The 20,566-nt window shown below is 72.2% G+C and carries 20 protein-coding genes and 1 pseudogene; 13 read left to right on the top strand and 8 right to left on the bottom strand.

The window, feature by feature from the left end:
• Positions 1–107: 107 nt before the first annotated feature.
• Positions 108–527: a DUF1801 domain-containing protein gene (locus tag FHU33_RS00960; protein WP_142023662.1), complete on the top strand. Its 420-nt coding sequence runs from the start codon at positions 108–110 to the stop codon at positions 525–527.
• Position 528: 1 nt separating this feature from the next.
• Here the strand turns inward: FHU33_RS00960 and FHU33_RS00955 are convergent, their stop codons facing one another.
• Entirely contained in the window at positions 529–729 is a 201-nt protein-coding gene (locus FHU33_RS00955; RefSeq protein ID WP_142023661.1) for a hypothetical protein, read from the bottom strand.
• A 159-nt stretch (positions 730–888) separates the two neighbouring features.
• On the opposite strand from FHU33_RS00955, the gene FHU33_RS00950 reads away from it, so the two are divergent.
• Positions 889–1,467 carry a SigE family RNA polymerase sigma factor gene (locus tag FHU33_RS00950; RefSeq protein WP_142023660.1) on the top strand — a complete coding sequence of 193 codons (579 nt, stop codon included), beginning with the start codon at positions 889–891 and terminating at the stop codon, positions 1,465–1,467.
• Between the two features lies 1 nt (position 1,468).
• A complete protein-coding gene (locus tag FHU33_RS00945; RefSeq protein ID WP_142023659.1) occupies positions 1,469–2,881 on the top strand; it encodes a hypothetical protein in 1,413 nt (470 codons plus the stop codon).
• 86 nt (positions 2,882–2,967) lie between these two features.
• Here the strand turns inward: FHU33_RS00945 and FHU33_RS00940 are convergent, their stop codons facing one another.
• Positions 2,968–3,183, bottom strand: a complete 216-nt coding sequence (locus FHU33_RS00940; RefSeq protein ID WP_142023658.1) for a hypothetical protein — start codon at positions 3,181–3,183, stop codon at positions 2,968–2,970.
• Positions 3,184–3,216: 33 nt separating this feature from the next.
• Complete coding sequence (locus tag FHU33_RS00935; RefSeq protein WP_425456745.1) at positions 3,217–3,732, bottom strand: GNAT family N-acetyltransferase; 516 nt, start codon at positions 3,730–3,732, stop codon at positions 3,217–3,219.
• Between the two features lie 81 nt (positions 3,733–3,813).
• Here FHU33_RS00935 and FHU33_RS00930 point away from each other — a divergent pair, with 81 nt between their 5' ends.
• Genes FHU33_RS00930 through FHU33_RS00915 form a run of 4 tightly spaced genes read left to right on the top strand, consistent with a single transcriptional unit; the run spans position 3,814 to position 6,001 of the window.
• Entirely contained in the window at positions 3,814–4,698 is an 885-nt protein-coding gene (locus FHU33_RS00930) for a DNA/RNA non-specific endonuclease (RefSeq protein ID WP_142023657.1), read from the top strand.
• A gap of 32 nt (positions 4,699–4,730) precedes the next feature.
• The gene (locus FHU33_RS00925) at positions 4,731–5,027 is read left to right on the top strand and encodes an ArsR/SmtB family transcription factor (RefSeq protein ID WP_246063188.1); all 297 of its coding nucleotides are present in this window, start codon (positions 4,731–4,733) and stop codon (positions 5,025–5,027) included.
• A gap of 11 nt (positions 5,028–5,038) precedes the next feature.
• Entirely contained in the window at positions 5,039–5,437 is a 399-nt protein-coding gene (locus FHU33_RS00920) for a VOC family protein (protein ID WP_142023656.1), read from the top strand.
• Between the two features lie 39 nt (positions 5,438–5,476).
• Complete coding sequence (locus FHU33_RS00915; protein WP_142023655.1) at positions 5,477–6,001, top strand: GNAT family N-acetyltransferase; 525 nt, start codon at positions 5,477–5,479, stop codon at positions 5,999–6,001.
• Between the two features lie 21 nt (positions 6,002–6,022).
• Here FHU33_RS00915 and FHU33_RS00910 read toward each other — a convergent pair whose 3' ends face one another.
• On the bottom strand, positions 6,023–6,532 hold the full coding sequence (locus FHU33_RS00910; RefSeq protein ID WP_211354954.1) for a GbsR/MarR family transcriptional regulator: 510 nt from the start codon (positions 6,530–6,532) through the stop codon (positions 6,023–6,025).
• 75 nt (positions 6,533–6,607) lie between these two features.
• Between FHU33_RS00910 and FHU33_RS00905 the strand changes: the two genes are divergently transcribed.
• Both FHU33_RS00905 and FHU33_RS00900 read left to right on the top strand, forming a co-directional pair.
• The gene (locus FHU33_RS00905; protein ID WP_142023654.1) at positions 6,608–7,537 is read left to right on the top strand and encodes an ABC transporter ATP-binding protein; all 930 of its coding nucleotides are present in this window, start codon (positions 6,608–6,610) and stop codon (positions 7,535–7,537) included.
• Positions 7,534–9,138 (top strand): ABC transporter permease, encoded by a 1,605-nt coding sequence (locus tag FHU33_RS00900; RefSeq protein ID WP_142023653.1) that lies wholly within the window; start codon positions 7,534–7,536, stop codon positions 9,136–9,138. Before FHU33_RS00905 ends, FHU33_RS00900 begins: the two co-directional genes overlap by 4 nt.
• Before the next feature lie 9 nt (positions 9,139–9,147).
• Here the strand turns inward: FHU33_RS00900 and FHU33_RS00895 are convergent, their stop codons facing one another.
• Positions 9,148–10,716 carry an LCP family protein gene (locus FHU33_RS00895; RefSeq protein WP_246063187.1) on the bottom strand — a complete coding sequence of 523 codons (1,569 nt, stop codon included), beginning with the start codon at positions 10,714–10,716 and terminating at the stop codon, positions 9,148–9,150.
• A gap of 297 nt (positions 10,717–11,013) precedes the next feature.
• On the opposite strand from FHU33_RS00895, the gene FHU33_RS00890 reads away from it, so the two are divergent.
• A complete protein-coding gene (locus FHU33_RS00890; RefSeq protein ID WP_142023652.1) occupies positions 11,014–11,967 on the top strand; it encodes an acyl-ACP desaturase in 954 nt (317 codons plus the stop codon).
• Positions 11,968–12,090: 123 nt separating this feature from the next.
• Positions 12,091–12,894 carry an exodeoxyribonuclease III gene (locus FHU33_RS00885; RefSeq protein WP_142023651.1) on the top strand — a complete coding sequence of 268 codons (804 nt, stop codon included), beginning with the start codon at positions 12,091–12,093 and terminating at the stop codon, positions 12,892–12,894.
• Here the strand turns inward: FHU33_RS00885 and FHU33_RS00880 are convergent.
• From FHU33_RS00880 to mobF, 3 genes and pseudogenes are all read right to left on the bottom strand, one after another.
• Entirely contained in the window at positions 12,891–14,012 is a 1,122-nt protein-coding gene (locus FHU33_RS00880; protein WP_142023650.1) for a tyrosine-type recombinase/integrase, read from the bottom strand. The two genes, FHU33_RS00885 and FHU33_RS00880, sit on opposite strands and share 4 nt — an antisense overlap.
• 144 nt (positions 14,013–14,156) lie before the next feature.
• A complete protein-coding gene (locus tag FHU33_RS00875) occupies positions 14,157–14,366 on the bottom strand; it encodes a helix-turn-helix transcriptional regulator (protein WP_142023649.1) in 210 nt (69 codons plus the stop codon).
• 264 nt (positions 14,367–14,630) lie between these two features.
• A pseudogene (mobF, locus tag FHU33_RS00870) lies at positions 14,631–17,315 on the bottom strand (MobF family relaxase); the annotation flags it as partial.
• Positions 17,316–17,623: 308 nt separating this feature from the next.
• On the opposite strand from mobF, the gene FHU33_RS00865 reads away from it, so the two are divergent.
• Both FHU33_RS00865 and FHU33_RS00860 read left to right on the top strand, forming a co-directional pair.
• Positions 17,624–18,856: an AlbA family DNA-binding domain-containing protein gene (locus FHU33_RS00865; RefSeq protein ID WP_142023647.1), complete on the top strand. Its 1,233-nt coding sequence runs from the start codon at positions 17,624–17,626 to the stop codon at positions 18,854–18,856.
• Between the two features lie 82 nt (positions 18,857–18,938).
• Positions 18,939–20,345 (top strand): SIR2 family NAD-dependent protein deacylase, encoded by a 1,407-nt coding sequence (locus FHU33_RS00860; RefSeq protein WP_142023646.1) that lies wholly within the window; start codon positions 18,939–18,941, stop codon positions 20,343–20,345.
• Positions 20,346–20,566: the final 221 nt, after the last annotated feature.

Here is a 20,566-nt window from a genome sequence, read left to right as displayed (position 1 = left end):
GCACGTTCGGGGCGGTTCCCGGCCCCCTGCAGGGTCCCGCGGCGAGCGTGCGAGCCGTGGGGGCAGGGGGTCTCTCATCTGTCGTACCCACGTGCCACGGTGGGCCCATGCCCGGGGACGCAGCCGTGGAGCAACTACTCGCCGATCACCCGGACGCCGTCATCGAGACCGTGCACCGGCTGCGGTCGATCGTGCTGGGCGCGCACCCCCAACTCGTCGAGCGGGCGCGGACCGGTTGGCACTCCATCAACTACCGGGACCCCGTCGCCGGGTTCGTCTGCGCCCTGTTCCCCGGGCCCGACCGCGTGCAGCTCGTGTTCGAGCACGGCGCCCGCCTGCCCGATCCGGAGGGCCACCTGTCCGGCACGGGACGGCAGGTCCGCGCGCTGGACGTCGCTGCCGGAGCGCCGGTGGACGCAGACGTCGTCACCCGGTTCCTCGACCTCGCCGTCGACCAAGGCCCGTCGCTGCGCGCCACACGGTCGAGCGGTCCGCGCGACACCCTGGGGAGGGCGGGGCGGGGATGACTCAGGGAGCGATCGTGCCCCCGAAGCCTCCTCCGGCGAGCTTCGCCATGAGCTGGGTGCGGTCCAGGCCCAGGGCATCGAGCGCGTCGCCGTCCCGGTCGGTGTCGACCTCGTCGGGCAGCTTGCGTTCCGCCTCGTCCGCCGTGTCGTTGTCGCCCTGGGTGCGCAGCATCCGCAGCAGCTCCTGCTTGTCCAGCTTCACCGGTCCTCCGTCCGTCATGGGTGTCCGCGAGTGTGATGCGCGCCGTGCGGCGCCGCAAACGCCGATCCACCGGAACCGGCCCGATCACGATCAGGTCACGACGGCGTTCGTCACGGCCACCTCGGGACGTCATAGCGGGTGACGACCCGGGGAGGCCCAGTGAGAGCAACGGACCGCCGTGGCGACGATGCCGCGTTCGAGGCCTTCGTCGCGGCGCGGTCGGCCGACCTGCTCCGCACCGCCGTCCTGCTGACGCGCGACCGGGGTCATGCGGAGGACCTGCTGCAGACCGCGCTCGTGAAGGCCTACCGCCGGTGGAAACGGATCGACGGCGACCCGTACCCCTACGTGCGCCGGGTCCTCGTGACCACCGCGGCGAGCTGGTGGCGGCTGCGCAGCACGCAGGAGATCGTCTCGCTGCCCGCCCACGATCCGGCGATGCCCGACGCGACCGACGCCGTCGCCGAGCGCGAGCGGATGGCCGAGGCGCTGGCCACCCTGCCGCCGCGCATGCGCGCCGTGCTCGTCCTCCGCTACACCGAGGACCTGAGCGAGGCCGGCACCGCCGAGCTGCTCGGATGCTCGGTCCACACCGTCAGGAGCCAGACCGTGCGCGGTCTCGCCCGGCTGCGCGCCCTCCTGGATGCCACGGCACCGGCCACCGTCCTTGTCCCCCACCCGCCCCACCGCCCCGGCCTCGTTCCTTACCCGCCCCACCGCCCCGGACAGGAGCGCTGACGTGACGACCTCCGACACCGAGCTCGAGGCCGGCCTGCGATCCCTGCGCACCCGTGCCGACGAGATCGCGCCGCCCCGGTCCGACCTGGCCCAGCGGACCCGCGAGCGCTACCGCGCCGAGCGCCGCTCACGGGCCGCGTGGGCGGCCGGCGGCCTCGCCGCGCTGATCGTCCTCGTCGGCGTCCCCGTCGCCTCGTCGATGACCCTGGGCGGAGGCCGCGCGGAGACAGCGGCTCCGTCCACGGGTTCGTCACCGGACCCACTGACCTCGCTCGCCAGGATCCCGACGCGCGGCTCGCTGGCCGGCGACGCGGACTGGCTCGAGGCGGTGACGCAGCTGTCCTGGGAATTCACCGCACCGGAACCGGGCCTGCCGCCGCGGACCGCGGTCACGGTCCACGACCCCCCGCTGGACACCCGGGTGGTCGCCTTCGCCGGAGACGTGCCGGGGGCGCGGGTGGCCCTCGTCCTGGGCCTGGACAGCCGGCCGCTCAAGGCGTGGTTCATCGGCCCGGTCGGCGCCTCCCCTGATCAGATGGTCCTCGCCGCGCCCCCCGGCGAGACGACGTGGCGGCAGCCGCTGGCCCTCATGGACGCACCGAACCCGGCGTCGGACAGCGCGACGCTGGTCGTCGTCGCCTGGCCCGGTGACGAGGTCACCTTGCTGACCGGCCGAACCGTGGACGCCGCCGGGAAGACCACGGAGAACCGGGAGCCGGTGCCGACGACGGACGGGGTCGGTGCGATCACCACGCCGGGTCGGCCGGGCTGGCCGCTCGAGGTGCAACTGTGGGTCCACCAGGACGCCGGCTCTTACAACCCCGATCTGACCGTCACCGACCGCGCGCTCGACAGGACGTCTCCCCTGCCGGACGTGGCCGATCCCCGCGGCCTGCGTGGATCGGTCCGCGACGAGGACCTCCGCGCGGCCGTGGAGGCCCTGGCCGGGTACTACGGGATGCCGGCCGGCGACCTCGATCCGACCCTGCTGGCCGGTGCTCCGATCACCGGCGGCTCCCGCTCGACGGTGGTTCTCGTCGGCGCGACCTTCCCGTCGGGGGCCACGACGGCGGCGCAGGTGATCATCTGGGGCAGCGACGACAGCCCCTCCGGGCTGGCCTCCCAGGTCGGGCTGACCGAGGTCGCCCCGGCGGGGACGGACCTGCTCGACCGGGTCTTCGCCGTGCCGTCCTCGGTGCCGGGCGCGATCCTGCTGACGGTCAGCGGACCGGCCGACGCCGTCCTCGCCGAGGCCTCCAGCGCCGATGGCACGCTGATCATGCGGCTCCCGCTCACCGAGGGAGCCGGGACGGCAGCCGTCACCGCCAACCCCGGCGACGCGACGGTGCGCTTCTTCGACCGCGACGGGTCGTTCCTGGCGGAGACACCGCTCACGGAGCCGGTCGGCCGATGAGCGAACCGGCGTCGCTCACCGCCATGCGGCAGCTGGTGGAGGAGGCGCGACTGCGCAGGCCGCCGGGCCGGCGCCGCATCGCGCGGTCAGCCCCGACCCGACCGCCGGACCAGGAAACCGCCGACGCCGGCCAGGATCACGCCGAGGACCAGCTGGCCGATCCCGACCACGGCCCGGTCGCCGGCGAACCAGGTGGGTGACGACACGAGGAGCACGAGGGCGACCCCGAGGACGAGCAGTCCGACCAGGCGCTCCCGACGGGCGTTGCGGGAGACAGGGGCGCCGGGGGACGGGTCGGTCATGTCCCCAGCCTGCCAAACGCGCCGCCGTCGGGATCAGAGACGGCAGGCCATGACGATCTCGTCGCGGTCGTCGCCCGGGGCGACCCGGATCGCGCCGGGCAGCCGGCCGACCTCCTCGTAGCCCAGGCCGCGGTAGAACGCATCCACGCCGGTGCCGCCACGGGCCGTCAGGTGCAGGAACTCCCACCCCCGGTCGCGCGCGATCCGGTGCACCCCGTCCATGAGCACCCGCCCCAGGCCCTGTCCCTGGTGCGAGGGGTGCACCTGCACCCGCAGCACCGTCCCCCAGTGGCGGCGTAGCGGGCTCAGCGAACCCACGACGCTGGCGAAGCCCGCCGTCCCGCCGTCCACGGTGAGCAGCGCGAGCACGTCCCGGCCGGAGTGGACGCCCTCCAGCAGCTTGTCCAGCAGGGGGACGACGTCGTCGGAGGTCACCGGGGGCACGAAGCCCACGGCCCCGCCGGCGTTCGTCACGTCGATCCAGCAGGCCAGCAGCTCCTGCCGCAGGACGTCGTCGACCTCGAACACGGCACGGACCTCGGCGCTCACGGCGCCCATCCTCCCGCGAGCCGCCACGGCCGCGCGCACGACCTCCTTCCACTGCCGGCCCGGCGGTCCTAGCGTTCCGCCATGACAGACCTGTCCGCCGCTGCCACGGCACAGGACCTCGACGGCCGCGCCGGCTACGACCCGGCCTTCCTCGGCCCGGCCGTGCCCATGCCCACGCTCGCCTCCTCCCGGGCGACGGTGCTGTTGCACTACCTGCACTACAGCGTGCTGTTCCGCCCCGACCGCCGCTTCGCCGCCGTGACGGCGCTGGACCTGGACGGGGCCCGCCTCCGCCAGGTGGACCGCACCGACACCTGGCGCCTGGACCCGCGGCTGGCGGCCGAGCTGCAGGCGGGCCCGCCGGTCTACGCCCACAACGACCTGGACCGGGGCCACCTGGTCATGCGGGCGTCGTCCACCTGGGGCGACACCGAGGACGAGGCGCGGCAGGCCGAGGCCGACACGTTCTACTTCTCGAACGCCGCGCCCCAGAACAAGCAGTTCAACCAGGGGCGGGAGCTGTGGCTGGGGCTGGAGGAGTACCTGCAGGACCACGCCGACGCCTTCGACCGGAAGCTGGTGGTCCTCGCGGGGCCGGTGCTCGACCCGGCCGACCCGCCCTACCGGGGGATCCAGGTCCCGCTGCGGTTCTGGAAGGTGGTGGCGTTCGTCCAGGACGGCGCCCTCGCGGCGACCGGCTACCTGCTCGACCAGACGCCGCTGGTCGACGACCTGCAGACGGCGATCGCGCAGACACCGGCGGGGCAGTTGCCTCCGCTGGGACCGTTCCGGACGTTCCAGGTGCCGGTCGCCGACATCGCGGCACTGGCCGACCTCCGCCTCGACCAGCTGGTCCTGGCCGATCTGATGGGTGCGTCCGCGACCGGCGCAGCGCCCCCTCCCGGCGGGACGAGCATCGGCTGGCGAGAGCTCTCCTCGCTCGAGGACGTGGTGCTGACGAGCTGAAGGGTTGTCAGGCAAGTCGTCACTTGCCTATTGTGGAGTCGTGGGCGACGTTGTCCGGTGACATCTACCGAGCCCTCGCGGACCCGACCCGGCGCGCAATCCTCGACGAGCTCCAGGAGCGGAACGGCCAGACCCTGTTCGAGCTGTGCGCCCGGCTGATCAACAAGCACGGGTTCAGCTCGTCCCGGCAGGCGGTCTCCCAGCACCTGGACGTGCTCGAGGCCGCGGGCCTCGTGCGAACCCGCCGCGAGGGCCGCTACAAGTTCCACGACCTGGACACCTCGCCACTCAGGACCATCACCGACCGGTGGCAGCTGCCCACCGACTGAGGAGGACTGCCATGCGGATCAACCTGGCCAGCGTCTGGGTGGACGACCAGGAGAAGGCGCTCCGCTTCTACACCGACGTGCTCGGCTTCGCCAAGAAGACCGACGTCCCGACCGGGGAGCACCGCTGGCTGACCGTCGTCAGCCCGGAGGCCCCCGACGGCGTGGAACTCCTGCTGGAGCCCGACGCGCACCCCGCGGCCCGGCCGCTCAAGGAGGCGCTGGTCGCCGACGGGATCCCGTTCACCTCGTTCGCCGTGGACGACGTGCATGCGGAGTTCGACCGCCTGAAGGGCCTCGGCGTCACCTTCACCCAGGAGCCGGCGGACATGGGCCCCGTCACGACGGCCGTCCTCGACGACACCTGCGGCAACCTCATCATGATCGCCGAGACGAACGAGCCCGCGGCATAACGGGGTGCGCGGCGTCCGGACCGCGGCGACACTGCCCCGGTGCACGTCCGCCGGGAGAGACCGACCGATCACGACGCCGTCCGCGCGGTGCACCGGGCGGCGTTCGCCCGCCCGGACACCGATCGGACGGACGACGTCGTCGAGGCCCGGCTGACCGACCAGTTGCGTGCGGACGTGGGTTTCCTGCCGCACCTGTCGCTGGTCGCGGTCCGGGACGACGTCGTCGTCGTCGGCCATGTGCTGGCCACGCGGGGCCGGCTGGAGCCGCTCGGCGTCCCGGCGCTGGGCCTCGGACCGCTCGGCGTGCTGCCCGCCGAGCAGGGCCGCGGCGTGGGCACCGCCCTGGTCCACGCCCTCCTCGCGGTCGCCGAGACCTGCGAGGAGCGGCTGGTCGCCCTGCTGGGCGCCCCGGAGTACTACCAGCGGTTCGACTTCCGGCCGGCCACGGAGCTCGGCATCACGGCGCCCGATCCGGCGTGGGGAGTGCACTTCCAGGCCCGCCACCTCACCGGCCCGCCGGTCCAGGGGGCGTTCCGCTACGCCGCACCCTTCGACGGGCCCTGACGCCCCGCGCAGGTGGTCGGGTCAGCCCGCGCTCCCGCGCACGGCCCGGCGGGTCCGTTCCTCGGGCCAGCGGGCCACGGCGTCGGCGAGCACCTCGTGCAGGAAGGCGAGGAACTCCCGGGTCTCGGCCAGCCGGCGCCCACCCGGGCGTTGCACCCCGATGAGGTCGATGCCGGCCGCGACGACGTCCTCCAACCGCTGCAGCGCGGACAGCTCCGCGCCGGTGAAGCGGGTCCACAGGTTCTCGTCGTCGAGGACGTAGAGGTCGCTCCGCGTGCCCGGCTCTCGTTCACGCACGAGGAACCCGATCTGCACCAGCTGGCGCACCGCCCCGCTGATCGCGGCCGGGCTCACCTGCAGCCCCTCCGCCAGCTCTGCTGCGGTGTACCGGTCGGCGTCGTCGGCCAGGGCGTAGGCGAAGACCCGGGCCGGCATCGGCGCCATGCCCGACTCCCGCAGGACCAAGGCGAACCGCTCGACGAACCGGAGCAGGGTGGCCCGATCTTCCCGCGGCGCATCCACCCTGGTCACGCACCCACGGTACCGGAGGGATCGCCGACGTAATAACCTTCATATATTTGTGAAGGGCGTGTAGGTTCTGCTGCCGTGACCACAGCCATCTCCGTCTCCGGCCTGGTGAAGACGTTCGGCGCCACCCGCGCCCTCGACGGCCTCGACCTCGAGGTCGCCTCCGGTGAGGTGCACGGCTTCCTGGGCCCGAACGGCTCCGGGAAGTCCACGACCATCCGCGTGCTGCTCGGCCTGCTGCGCCCCGACGCCGGCCGGGCCGAGCTGCTCGGCGGCGATCCGTGGCGGAACGCCGTCGCGCTGCACCGCCGGCTCGCCTACGTCCCTGGTGACGTGACCCTGTGGCCGAGCATCAGCGGCGGCGAGGCGATCGACCTGATCGGCGCCCTGCGCGGCGGCCTCGACCCGCGCCGCCGCGCAGAGCTGCTCGAGCGCTTCGACCTCGACCCGCGGAAGAAGGCGCGCACCTACTCGAAGGGCAACCGGCAGAAGGTCGCCCTCGTGGCGGCGCTGGCCTCGGACGCCGAGTTGTTCGTCCTGGACGAGCCGACCTCGGGGCTGGACCCGCTCATGGAGGCGGTGTTCCAGTCGTGCATCCGCGAGCTCCGCGCCGAGGGCCGGACGGTGCTGCTGTCCAGCCACATCCTCGCCGAGGCCGAGTCACTCTGCGATCGGGTGAGCATCATCCGGCTCGGCCGGACGGTGCAGAGCGGCACCTTGGCCGAGCTGCGTCACCTCACGCGGATGTCCATGGTCGTGGAGACCCAGCGGCCCGCCGACGCCCTGCAGTCCCTCTCCGGGGTGCACGACCTGCGGCACGAGGACGGCCGCGTGCACTTCGACGTCGACACCGATGCCCTCGACCGCGTGCTCCGGCACCTCACCGACCTGGGGGTGCGCGGCCTGACGAGCACCCCGCCCACGCTGGAGGAGCTGTTCCTGCGCCACTACGGCGACGAGCTCGCCGCCGACGGCGTGCCGGTCCGGCAGGGGGCGGGGCGCTCATGAGCGGCGGATCGAGCACGCTCGCCGGCACCGGCGCGCTGTTCCGCTTCGCGCTGCGCCGTGACCGGCTGCGCCTGCCGGTCTGGATCGCCGTCGGCACCTTCATGGTCGTCACGCAGTCGGTCTCCAGCCAGGCCCTGTACGGCACCCCGGCGGACCTGGCCGCCTACCGGGCGTCGGTCGGCAGCAACGCGGCGACCATCGCGCTGGCCGGCCCCCCGGTCGGGCTGGACACCGTCGCCGGCGCGGTCGCCTTCGAGATCTCCGCGACCGTCATGCTGATCGCCGCGCTGATGGCGATGCTCACCGTCACCCGCCACACCCGGGCCGACGAGGAAGCCGGCCGCACGGAGCTGCTCCGGTCGGCGCGCGTCGGTCGGCACGCGCCGCTGCTGGCCGCCGTGCTGCTCTCCTCGCTGGCGTGCGTCGTGCTGGCGCTGGCCATCGGCGCCGCCACGACGGCCTCCGGGCTGCCGGCGCTCGGCTCGTTCGTGCTCGGCGCATCGGTGGGCGCGTGCGGCCTGGTCTTCACCGGGATCACCGCCGTCGCCGCACAGGCGACGGGCTACACCCGCAGCGTCTACGGCCTGGTCGGCGGGCTGTTCGCGGTCGCGTTCGTGCTGCGCGCCATCGGCGACATCGAAGGCAACTGGGTGGTGTGGACCTCGGCGATCGGGTGGGCGCAGGCCACGCACCCGTTCACCGACGACGCCGTCGTCCCGCTGATGCTGTGCCTGGTCGTGGCCGCTGCCCTCGTCGTCGCCGGCTTCGCGCTGCTCGACCGCCGCGACCTCGGCTCCGGGCTCACCCAGCCGCGGCCCGGCCGGCGCGCCGCTCGGCGGGCCCTGCTCTCCCCGCTCGGCCTGGCGGTCCGGTTGCACCGCGGGGCGCTGATCGCCTGGACCGTGGGGCTGGGCCTGCTCGGCGTCGTCTACGGCGCCCTCGCGGACTCGGTGGAGACGCTCATCGGGGAGAACGAGCAGGCGCTGGCCGTCTTCGGTGACCCGGACGTCGATCAGCTCGTCGATGCCTACCTCGGCACGACGTTCGCCGTCACGGCGCTGCTCGCCTCGTCCTACGCCGTCTCCGCCGTCCTGCGGGCCCGCGCCGAGGAATCGGGCGACCGGGCGGAGGTGCTGCTCGCCACGGCGACCAGCCGCCCGGCCTGGCTGGGCAGCCACGTGCTGGTCGCCCTGTGGGGCTCGGCGCTGGCGATGGCCGTCGCCGGGGTCACCACCGGGCTGGTGCGCGTGGCGCAGACCGGGGAGTGGGCGGCGCTCGGCCGGATGGTCGGGGCGGCCGTGTCCTACATCCCCGCCATCTGGGTCGTGGCCGGCGTGGCCGTCGCGCTCTTCGGACTCCTCCCCCGCCAGGCTGCGGCCATGGCCTGGACGGCGGTCGGCCTGTTCCTGCTGATCACCATGTTCGCCGAGTCGTTCGACTGGCCGGGCTGGGTGAGCGACCTGTCCCCGATCACCTGGATCCCGACGCTCCCGCTCGAGGAGTGGACCCTGGCTCCCCTGCTCGGGCTGGCCGCGGTCGCCGCCGTCCTCCTGGCCGCCGGCTTCACCGGCTTCCGGCGACGCGACATCGCGCTGGGCTGACCGACCCGCTCAGCCGCCGTAGGTGGGCGGTTCTCCGGCGGCGAGGGCTTCCTGCGCCCGGACCGGATCGTAGGCGCAGGCGTCCGCCACGTCGGCTGCGGGGCCGTCGACGGTCGCCGGAGCGGCCGGCTCACCGACGGGGGACGGCGGCGCGGTGGACCCGTCGGCCGGCGCCTCCTCCGCCCAGCCGGTGGGCGCCGCGGGCGGGACGAGGGCGTCCTGGACGATCTGGCGGATCCGGTCGTAGTCCGGGTAGGCCGGGTCGATCACGCTCACGTCGAAGACGACGCTCCGGACGCTCGCGTCCTTCACCAGCAGGCCCAGCTCGACGAAGTCGTCGAGCGCCGACCGCGGGATGTCGGTGCTGACGATGTCCTCGGTCGTGGCCGCCAGCTCCTGGTACTTCCGCAGCAGGGTTCCCGGGTTCGCGGCGTCGATGATCGCGTCGATCGCGCACCGCTGCCGGGCCATCCGGTCGTAGTCGCTGAGGCCGAAGCGTCCACGCGCGAAGTCGAGCGCGCGGACGCCGTCCAGATGCTGGTCCGGCCCCGGCGCGATGTAGTCGTCGGGCAGCCGCCCGGTGCCCGGGTCCCCGCCGATCGGCACGTAGTAGTTGACGTTCACGGTGATGCCGCCGAGGGCGTCGACCAGCCGGCTGAAGCCGTCGAGGTTGACCAGGACGTAGTAGTCGATCTCCAGCCCGAGAGCCTCGCCGACGCCGAGCTTGAGGAAGTCGGCGCCGGCGTCGTCGGTGGGGCCCAGGATGCCGGGATACCACGCCGGTCCGGTGCGGTAGACGGCGTTGAGCAGGCTGTCGGACTCGTTGGCGCCCTCGAACCCGTTTGGATAGACCTCGTGCAGCGGGCTGTCCTGGGGGAACGGCAGGTCCTGCAGGTTGCGCGGCAGGCTGAACAGCACGGTGTCACCGGTGTCGGCGTCGATGCTGGCCACGATGACGGTGTCGGTGCGCACGCCCTCGCGCCCCTCGCCGCCGTCCCCGCCCAGCAGCAGGACGTTGACCCGCTCCTTGTTCCCGAACGGATCCGGGGTGTCCTCCACGGTCGCCGACCGGCCGTCGACGTCGAACACGCCGGCGATGAGTTCCCGCTGGGTGAGAAGGAGCTGGCTCGCCCAGACCGCGGGCGCCACGATCGCGGCGACGAGCACCGTCACCACGAGCGCGCCGAGCGCGCGGCGTCCCGACGAGAGCCGTCGCGGCACGAGCATGACGAAGCCGGCCACGACCACGGCCACCCAGAGCAGGGCCAGGAGCCCCACCCCCGCCACGACCCAGAGCAGCTGATCGGTGTCGACAGCGGTCAGGAGCACCGTCCGGCGGCCCCCGGTCGCCAGCCAGACGCCACCTCCGACGAGGAGCAGGAAGACCACGAGGGTGACTGCGCCGAGCACGCGGCGGCCTGCGGCGAGGAATGCCGCGCCGGGGACGAGGGCACCCAGCACGCCGAGCCCGACGGCGGCGCGGAAGCTGCGTTCCCCGCGGCGCCGGCGGACCGGGGGACGGAGCACGCGGGCCCCACCCGCGGGACCGTGGGCAGGGGAATCGGGACCGACGCTCACGTGTCCTCCTCGCTGGAGCTCGTCGGTCGCGTTCGCGGCGCTGCTGTTTCCATCGGTGAGCTCGCGAGCTCGCTCACCCGCCGACCGTCGCCATGCGCTGCCGGATCATGGCTTCATGGTCGCACCGTCGCGCGGTCGAAGCTTCCCTGGCTGGGTGCTCCCGGGGCGCGCAGTCCCTCGAGGATGCCCGGCGGAGGGGTAGCGACGGTCCGAACGGGGCACTCCCCGACGAGCACGACCGCAGGTGGCGGCGGCGTAGGTTACGTCGGCGCAGGTCGAGTCGATCCGGAGGTTCCCATGCCCCAGACGTCCCCGCAGGCAGCCGTGCTGACCGAGCTCGAGCCCGTGGTCGCGGAGAACCTCGACCGCCACGTCCGGATGGCGAAGGAATGGCACCCGCACGACTACGTCCCGTGGGACGACGGACGGAACTTCGCCTTCCTCGGTGGCGAGGACTGGTCGCCGGAACAGTCGAAGCTGGACGCGACGGCCAAGGCGGCGATGTTCGTCAACCTGCTCACCGAGGACAACCTGCCCAGCTACCACCGCGAGATCGCCACCCGGTTCGGCCGGGACGGCGCCTGGGGGCAGTGGGTGGGCCGGTGGACCGCGGAGGAGGGCCGGCACGGCATCGCGATCCGCGACTACCTCGTCGTCACCCGCGGCGTCGACCCGGTCGAGCTGGAGCGGGCCCGGATGGACTACATGACCACCGGCTACGACTCCGGCGACAAGAGCCCGCTCGAGGCCGTCGCGTACGTCTCCTTCCAGGAGCTGGCCACGCGGGTCTCGCACCGCAACACCGGCAAGGCCACCGGCGACCCGATCGCGGACAAGCTGCTGGCCCGCATCGCCACCGACGAGAACCTGCACATGATCTTCTACCGGAACCTGGTGACCGCGGCGTTCGACATCGACCCCGACGAGATGATGAAGGCCGTGGCCAACGAGGTCATGAACTTCGAGATGCCCGGCGCGAACATGGCGAACTTCCGGAAGAACTCGACGATCATCGCCAAGGCCGGCATCTACGACCTGCGCCTGCACCACGACGAGGTGGTGGCCCCCATCCTGCGCACCTGGAAGGTCTTCGAGCGCAGCGACTTCGGCCCCGAGGGCGAGCAGTCCCGCGAGGAGCTGGCGGCGTTCCTGGCCGGTCTCGACGCGCAGGCCACCAAGTTCGTGGAGAGCCGGGAGCGGATGCGGGCCCGCATGGCGGCCAGGGACGAGGTCCCCGTCCAGGTGCCATGACATCGTCGGCCTCCGGCCGACACCGCAGCCAGGAGCCGTCCCCCTGGTGCCCTGAGCCGCTGCGTCGCGCCTGCGCGGAGACCCTCCGGGCCCCCACTCGGCACGACAAGACACCATGGCCCCGTGCGACTGGCCACCTGGAACGTCAACTCGATCCGCACCCGCGCCGACCGCGTGGCGGCCTTCCTGCAGCGGGAGGACGTCGACGTGCTCGCCCTCCAGGAGACCAAGTGCCGGGACGACCAGTTCCCGGAGATGGTGTTCAGCGCACTGGGCTACGAGGTCGCGCACGTGGGCCACTCGCAGTGGAACGGGGTCGCGATCCTGTCCCGGGTGGGCCTGGAGGACGTGACGGTGGGGTTCCCCGGCATGCCGTCCTGGTCGTCGAAGGAGGGCCTGGATGCGACGCCCGAGGCCCGCGCGCTGGGCGCGACCTGCGCCGGCGTGCGGATCTGGAGCCTCTACGTGCCCAACGGCCGCACGCTCGCCGACCCGCACCTGCAGTACAAGCTGGAGTGGCTGGCGGCCCTGCGCGCCGCGGGGTCCGACTGGCTGACCGAGACCCCCGAGACCCCGGTCGCCCTCGTCGGCGACTGGAACATCGCCCCCGAGGACGACGACGTCTGGGACATGGCCGTCTTCGCGCACTCGACGCACGTCTCCCCGCCCGAGCGGGCGGCGTTCCGGGCGATCGTCGAGGCCGGCTACGCCGACGTCGTCCGCCCGTACGCACCCGGGCCGGGCGTCTACACCTACTGGGACTACACGCAGCTGCGCTTCCCTCGCCGCGAGGGCATGCGGATCGACTTCGTGCTGGGCTCCCCGGCGCTGGCCGGCCGGGTGACAAACGCCCTGGTAGACCGCGAGGAACGCAAGGGCAAGGGCGCCAGCGACCACGCGCCGGTCGTGGTCGAGCTGGCCGACTAGCGGACCGCTCCGGCGCCCTGGGGCACATCTGGGGCACTCGAGGCACCGGCCCCAGCCCACGCCGCGTCGATGGCGCTACGCGTCCGGTCGTCGGAATCCGGCATCAGGTGCCCGTAAGTGCTCAGTACCAGCGAGGCGTCTTCGTGTCCAAGCCGCTCGGCCACTGCCACGACGGACTCGCCGGCCGCCAGCAGGACACTGGCGTAGTGGTGTCGCAGGTCGTGGCTCGTCGTCCCCTTCGGTAGGCCCGAGCCGGTCACCGCCCGACGCATGAGGTTGTGGCCGTAGTAGACGTGCCCGAGCGGGGCGCCCTTCCCCGTCGCGAAGATCGTTCCGTCCTCGCCCGCTGGGTACGCCATCAGCTGGGCGGCCAGCGCGTCGGCGACCACCCGAGGCAGCGGGACGGTCCGCCTCGACCGGGGGGTCTTCGGCTCGCTCCGCTCGCCCTTCGAACCCTGGGTGAACTGCCACTCGATCCGCACGCTGCGACGCAGGAAGTCGACGTCCTGGACGCGGAGCGCGAGCAGCTCGCCGATCCGGAGCCCGAGCCCGGCCTGAGTGAGGACCATGGCTCGGTAGCGAGCTGGCATGGCCTGGGCGAGTGCCGCAACCTGCTCGACCGACAGCGGCACGACCCGCTCCCTCTCGTGTCGGGGAAGTTGGATGCGGACGACGGGTGAGGAGGCCACCAGCCGGTCGAGAACCGCGGCCGCGTACACACTTCGCAGCAGGCCAACCGCTTGTCGAAGGGTGGTGGGGGCCAGCACTCTCGACCGGTCGGTCGCCCAGGCCTGGACCTCAGACGGGCGTACGTCGGCGAGCTTGCGGCTTCCGAGCCGCGTCCCCTCGATGTGTAGCCGGATCATCATCTCGGTGCGCCTAGCCGTGGTGGGCCGGTGCGGGCGGGACCTCGCCCACTCCCGGGCGTACCCGGCCACAGTGATCTTGCGTGGCTCGATGTAGGTGCCGCGCGCCTTGTCCGCTTCCACGGTGGCCGCATGACGATCAGCAGCGCCCTTCTTGCTGAAGGACTTCTTGCGCTGTCTGCCCTGGTCGTCTCGCCACCGTGCTTGATAGGTCGTCCGCCCGTTGCGGACCAGCTTCTCCACGCTCGCCATGACTGACTCCTCCACGTCTCCGACGCGGCCAGGCTCGAATCGGGGTCGTCGCTTCTCGGGACGGAACAGTTCGGGCCGCAGCATGCCCGAAGAATCTGACGAGGTCAGAGCTGACGTACGGGACTTGCGCCCTTCTGCGGATCGCTATCCGGCGGCGCCTTGGCCCAGCTGCTGCTCGACCCACGCCTGCAGGTCGTCGTAGCGGTAGAGGACGCGGCGACCGAGGCGGAAGCTGCGCGGACCGGTGCCCCGGTGGCGCCAGTACCGGAGGGTGGCCACCGGAGCGCGGAGCAGTTCGGCGGCCTCGGTGATGGTGAGCAGTTCGGGCTCGCGGCGGGCGGGTTCGTCGGACATGGCTGGCTCCGGTGGGCTTGGGTGGGCTGTGCTCCGTTACGGGAGAAGGCGCCATTTGGGTGCGATTGGTGACAGCCGACCACCGATGGCTTCCGAAATCCTCCGGTTCTCCTCCCGTTGCTGGCCGGGCCCGCGGCCGGGCGGTGGAGGCGGCCCTGCTCATCGGCCGATGCCCGGCGCGGCGCCTCCACGGGCAAGAGATGGGCCCCGCCGCTCCGCCTCGGGCCGGGGGACGCTAGGTACCGGCGCGACCGGCCGCGGGGGAGCGGCTGCCCTCCGGTCGCGCGACCGGTCCTGGCGGTCGCGGGCGGCCTCTCGAGCGGCCAGCTCGGCCGCGTGGCCGGGGCCGAGGTCGGCCCGGTCGCGGCCGAAGACCGCGAGCCACTGCGCCCGGGCCTCGGCCACGTCGGCCGCGACGAGGTGCGCGGTGTTGGACAACCGGCCGCGGGTCATGCCGACGTAGGCCGAGGTCGCGCCGGTCTGATCACCGATCACCACGTGCGCGGCGGGAACGGTGTCACCCTGCACGCCGTACGCGGTGCTGGCGTAGGCCAGCTCCACGTGCTCGGTGACGTAGTCGGCGGGCAGCACCCGGACCCGGGCGCCGGCCGGGGTGACATCGCCCCGGGAGACGCCACCGGTGGCCGTGCCGGCGGTGACCAGCAGCCCACCGCGTCGGCCGACCGCGATGACGGTCCACGTGTCCCGGTTGGCCACCTCCAGGTCACGGTCGTTGCGCCGGGTGGCGATCCTGTCGCCGGCGCCGACCCGCTGACCGGCCCGCGTGGTCACGACCCGGACGTCGTCGACACGGCCGTCGGTGACCAGCCGATTGCGGATGGCGGCGTTGAGCTCGTTGACCTGCTCGCGGGTGTCCGCCACCACGGCGACGTCGGCCGCCCGGGGGTCGTGGGCGGCGGCCGCGGCCAGGGCGTCCTGCAGCGCCGCGTGGTCGGGGTGCAGGCGGATCCGGCCGCGGGCGAGGAGGGCGCCGAACACCCCACCCGGGGTGTCACCCCGCCGCATCGCCAACGTCAGCTCGGCGTACTCACCGTCCGGAACCGACTGGCCGGTGCTGTCGGTGCGGGTGAAGCGGTGCACCGACTCCAATGTCAGGCAGGCGGCCGGGTCGACGCTGCCCACGGCGAGGTCGAGGACGCCGCCGCGGCCGACCGCGGCGAGCTGGTGACGGTCCCCCAGCAGCGCCAGCCGCGCCCCGGCCTCGTCGGCGACGGTGAGCAGAGCGCGGGCGGTGTCCTGGTCGAGCATGCCGGCCTCATCGACGATCAGCAGATCGCCGGGCCGCAGCCGGCCCCCCTCCGCCGGCCCGGTGTGGATGCGGCCGGTGACCGGGTCGACCTCGCCGACGATGAGTCGGGTCCACTCGCCGTGCTCGTTCCAGCGCCAGCCGTGGGCGAAGACGAGGGACGCCGCCGATCCTGCGGCCGCGCCGACCTCCGCGCGGGCGACCTGGGCGGCCTTCAGCGTCGGGGTCACCACGACCAGCCGCCGCCCCTGCCGCTGCAGAAGGCCACGGGCAGCGGCCAGCGTGGTGGTCTTGCCCGCGCCGGCCGCGCCCTCCACCACGACCAGCCGCTGGTCGCCGGCCAGGACGGCGACCGCCGCGGCCTGACCGGCGTCCAGGCTCCGGACACCGCCGGCCGGCAGCGGTGCCAGCCGCGGTGCACCCCGCGGCGGCTGACGGGCGCGGGCGGCGAACCGGGTGCGCAGGTCGGCCTCCACGGCGAGCACCGGCCGCGAGGTCCAGGACCGGACGTGTTCCGGCACTCCCTCCCGGTCCACCAGGGGAACGCACCGGTCGAGGGCGCGGGCGGTGAGGTCCTCGGCCAGCTCGAGGCGCACTGCCGGGTCGGCGATGACGCCGTCGGCGGCGATCAGCCGTTCGGTCTCGCCGCGGACGTCGGCGGCGTTCCAGGCCGAGCGGCCGGCGGCCAGCCGGGTCAGCACGGTGTCGACGGCAGCCTCGCGGTCGAGCGCGCCGATCGAAGTCGGCGCCAGCGAGACGGGATGGGCAGGATTGCGATAGCCCAGTGACCCCAGCTCGGCTCGCCACCGTGCCACGAGGTCGGCCCCGGAGCGGGGGATGACCTTGTCCGGGCGCCCCTCGGCCCAGGCGCGGGCGTCCCAGGCCCGCCGCAGCGCCGGACCGGGCTGTTCTCCGGGGTGCCCCGCCATCCAGTCGCGTTCGTAGCGGTCCAGGTTGCGCCCGATCTGCGCCGCCCTCGCGCTGAAAGGGCCCACATAGTCGGAAAGCTCCTGTATTTCTCCAGTCGCATCCAGGGTGTAGCCGTGCGCGGCGAGTGCGGCCCGGAACTGCGGATCGCAGGCGACCGCAGCGTGCCCGATTCCGTTTATGGCGGCGAGGAAGTCGCGCACGCCGACGGTGTCCAGCCCGCGCCATTGTTCGGCGGCGAACACCCGGGCGCCGATCTGCAGGTGCAGATGCCGGTGCGGATCTCCGGCGCGGGAGGTGTAGTGCCGCACCGTCACCGCCTCCAGCATCTCCACCGGCACCTGGACCTGGCCACCGCGCGGGCCGACCCGGGTGGTGGCGTGGGCGGCGAGCCAGCCGATGATCTGGGCGGCGGCGCGGTCCTGCGCGGCGTCGTAGGCGGCCGCGACGTCGTCGTGCATCGCGGCGGCCAGCGACCAGGACTTCGGGCCGTTGACCACCACCTCGACGAACCGCACCGCACGCTCATCGGTCCTTAGCCGCCCCCGTGGGTCGCCGGTGTCCGGGTCACGGCCGGCCACCCACGTCTCGTAGGTCTCCCCCGTGAGCGGCGCCCGCTCTGCCACCCGTCCGTCGCGGGCCACGAAGCGGCGGGCCAGGCCGGTGCCCTCGGTCAAGTAGTAGTCATCGGCCCGGCCGCGGTCGGCCTCCAGATACGCCCGGGCAGCCGCCGCCGACCCGGCGTACACCTTCATTCCACCGCGCATTCCCAACGCCACCCAACAATGACCAATAGGTCACCCCTAGAAACGGCGATAGGCCCCGCGAGGCGGGGCCCGGACTACCCCTATTGGTAGCATGCGTGCCGCTTGATCGCACGGCTGTGTTGGGCTTAATGACAGGTTTATTGAAGAGGGATACGGAGTTGTCTGAGTAGGTGATTGGTAACGGTTGAATACCTAGCGCCTATTAGCTCTTCACCGTCATGCTTCCGACCAGGGGAAGGTTGCCGGAGCGGCTGGCCAGCGCACACCCGGGGCTGCGCTCCGTTCTACAGTTCGCCATGAGCCTGTACATGGGTCCCACCGTCGAGCGCTGGACACCGGCAAGCTGGGGGGACGTCGAGTCTGCCGCCGCCGCAGGGCTTCTTGACGAGACCCACTGGGTGGAACTCAAGAAGGCGGTACCCGCAGATTCCAAAGCAGCCAACCGCGAGCTCGCCAAGGACCTGGCTTCACTGGCCTGTGACGGTGGGCTCCTCGTTATCGGGATCGAGGATGACTCAGGCAAGGCCGGCGCGGTCGTGGGCACCTCGCTCGCTGGCCTACAGGACCGTATCGACCAGGTAGCCGGAGCCGGCATCGACCCACCCTTGGTGGTGCGGTCGATTCCACTGCCGCACCCCTCGATGGACGGGCACGGCTGCCTGCTGATCGTCCTGGATGCCAGCGCCGACGGACCTCACATGGTCGAGGGCAGCTACTGGGGCCGCGGTGACACCGGTAAGAGACCGCTCATCGATCTTGAGGTGCGCCGGCGCCTGGCCGAGAACGAACAGCGCCGGAACGCTTTTGAAGATCGATTCGCGGCCGCACGGCACCAAGCGCCCCTCGGCGGACCCGGCGTCTTGCATGTCCTCTTCCGACCCCGGGCTGGGCGGCGCGGCGCGCTGGCCGCCGAGGTCGACTCCCCCCGCAATTTGTTCCATGACCTCACCGTGGAACTGCCCCTTGACCCGGACGGCTGGACGATCGGCGAACTTGATCAGGTCCGGCGGGTGCTACACGGCGCCGAGTTGTCCAACTTCGAAGTACCGCGGGACCGCGCTGCCAACTTGAAGGATGCAGCGTCGCAGATCGAGGCCCATCTGAGGTCAGCGCGGATCGAGGACGACGGCACCCTGTTCTACTCCTGCAGCAGGCTGACCTATGGCGCAGGCCAAGGGGGCGCAACACCCCAACCGCTCATGTCGACCCGCGGCGTCCTGGCCCTCACCGAATGGCTGACGATCATGGCTGGTCGACTCGGCGACCGAGCTGGATACGCAGGCTCTTGGGACATCGGCTTGGCGCTCGCGGGTCTCGAGGGCCACTCGGCAGCACCCGCGAACAGCGGGAGACTGACCGGCCTGTACAGAGCGACCTACCCAGAGGACGAGTACCTCGGCCTCACCACGACCACCGCCACCGAGCTCAACTCGAACCCCCAGCGCGTAGTCGACCGACTCCTGCGACCTGCCTTCCGGATCCTCGGAGTGGAACAGCAGATAGACGATATGGCCTCGCGGTCGTCGTGACAGTGAGGGCGGCAGCAGCGGGAGATCGTCTCTCGGGTAGGGGGGATCGATTGGACCAGCCTGTGCCTGAGATCATGAGCGGGTGAGCGCCGCCGAGCTCGATCTAGCCACGCTTGAGCGGTTGCGTCCAATTACCCTGGCCGATCAGGTGAGCATCCTGTTGGGCGCTGGTGCGTCCGCCGCGGCGGGACTCCCTGACTGGGACCGCCTGGCGACCCAACTGTTGCGACTGAGCGGCGCGATCGACGACGAGGAAACCGCCCGGGCGTTCCTTGCCCGACAGGACCCCTCTCTGGCAGCGGAGGCGGCGCGGGCCGGAGCCAGCGACTGGCTCGAGCTGGTACGCAGTGCCCTATACCCGGAGTCCTTGGGTGAGCCCGAGCCGGCCGCCCTTCACTTCGCGGTGGCCTCCCTTGCCGCTCAGCGGCCCGTAGGAGAGGTCGGACTGTTCACGCTGAACTTCGACCTCTTGATCGAACGCGCACTGCAGGACGCCCTGGAAGAAGTCGGGCAGGACGCCGGGATTCACCCTCGAGACACCGAGGATGACCGCGCCCCCCGAGGAGACTTCGAGGTTCACCACCTACACGGCTACCTGGGCCGGGACACCGCCGAGACGGGCAAGATCGTCCTGACGCTGTCAGACTTCACGACCCTGAGCGCACAGTCAAAGCCGTGGCAGGTCGCCGCTCTCCAGGATGCCCTCAGTCGCGGACCACTGCTGCTGGCCGGCACCTCTTACCGCGACAGCGACATCCGCCAGTGGCTACACGAGCTCGGTCTCGCAACTCGCCCAGACAAGGGCTTTGTTCTCTTGGCTCGCGAAGGCTTCGGGCTCTCCCGGCAACAGTTCGACCAAGTCAAGGACGCCTTGGTGGCGCAATGGGCAGCTATTGGGGTTGCAGCCGTCCTGGTTCAAGACCACAGCGACGCCGCCCAGGCGATCCGCGAGATGAGTGCCCTGACCCAGCCGGGCTACCTGGCCCCAAAGATTCGGGCCGGCACTCTGTGGACTGCCATCCAAGGCGACTTCGACCGACTCCAACGAGAGCACTCCGACCAGCTGGCCCATGACCTTGCTCGGCTTCGACCCATGCTCGGCGACAACGCGAACATGACCCTGTGGCTCGCCGACGGGGCCGGCCAAATCGTTCGTTGGAGTTCCCACGACCGCCTCTACCGACACCCGGAGCAGCTGCGCAGCGTGCCCGTGGGACATGACAGCCCCTGGATCGCCGGCCAGTGCCTGGGTCTGTCCGACATCCTGGCGCGAGACCTCTCCGAAGAAGCAAGCACCCGGCGATGGCAGTCGGTGGTAGCAGCGCCATGCGTTGCGGCTTTGCCCGGTGGACCGCCCCTGCCCACTGCCGTCCTGAGCTCTGCGGCGCCGACCCCGCTGGAGGACCAGGATCTAGATGCGTGGGCCGAGGTCCTTGCCGCACTGTCGGAGGAGTGGGCCGAGCGGTTGTCCACCCTGGCGGGGGAATGATGGCCCCGCCTCACCAGCCGTTGTCAGGTAGAGGCGCTACGGTGACGTCGTTGAGGAGGAGGCGGCAGTGAAGTCCACGAACAAGACCTCGGTTCGCGAAGTCAGCCCCGGCACCTTCCGAGTGAGCACAGTGCGCGGCCGCAGCGCCATCACCGGTCGTTTCGTAGCCGCTAAGACTGCTCACCGCCACCCTCGCACCGCAGTGACGGAGCGATCCACCA

The organism is Blastococcus colisei (assembly GCF_006717095.1).
Taxonomy (GTDB): Bacteria; Actinomycetota; Actinomycetes; order Mycobacteriales; family Geodermatophilaceae; genus Blastococcus_B; species Blastococcus_B colisei.
The sequence above is the reverse complement of the archived record's forward strand: the minus strand, read 5'-3'. Positions and strand labels throughout refer to the sequence as shown.

What these genes read in the sequence shown, in the direction of transcription:
- FHU33_RS00960 (WP_142023662.1), top strand. Translation starts at nt 108, where the DNA reads ATGCCCGGGGACGCAGCCGTGGAGCAACTACTCGCCGATCACCCGGAC.
- FHU33_RS00940 (WP_142023658.1), bottom strand. Translation starts at nt 3,183, where the DNA reads ATGACCGACCCGTCCCCCGGCGCCCCTGTCTCCCGCAACGCCCGTCGG.
- FHU33_RS00930 (WP_142023657.1), top strand. Translation starts at nt 3,814, where the DNA reads ATGACAGACCTGTCCGCCGCTGCCACGGCACAGGACCTCGACGGCCGC.
- FHU33_RS00920 (WP_142023656.1), top strand. Translation starts at nt 5,039, where the DNA reads ATGCGGATCAACCTGGCCAGCGTCTGGGTGGACGACCAGGAGAAGGCG.
- FHU33_RS00900 (WP_142023653.1), top strand. Translation starts at nt 7,534, where the DNA reads ATGAGCGGCGGATCGAGCACGCTCGCCGGCACCGGCGCGCTGTTCCGC.
- FHU33_RS00890 (WP_142023652.1), top strand. Translation starts at nt 11,014, where the DNA reads ATGCCCCAGACGTCCCCGCAGGCAGCCGTGCTGACCGAGCTCGAGCCC.
- FHU33_RS00880 (WP_142023650.1), bottom strand. Translation starts at nt 14,012, where the DNA reads ATGGCGAGCGTGGAGAAGCTGGTCCGCAACGGGCGGACGACCTATCAA.
- FHU33_RS00875 (WP_142023649.1), bottom strand. Translation starts at nt 14,366, where the DNA reads ATGTCCGACGAACCCGCCCGCCGCGAGCCCGAACTGCTCACCATCACC.
- FHU33_RS00865 (WP_142023647.1), top strand. Translation starts at nt 17,624, where the DNA reads ATGAGCCTGTACATGGGTCCCACCGTCGAGCGCTGGACACCGGCAAGC.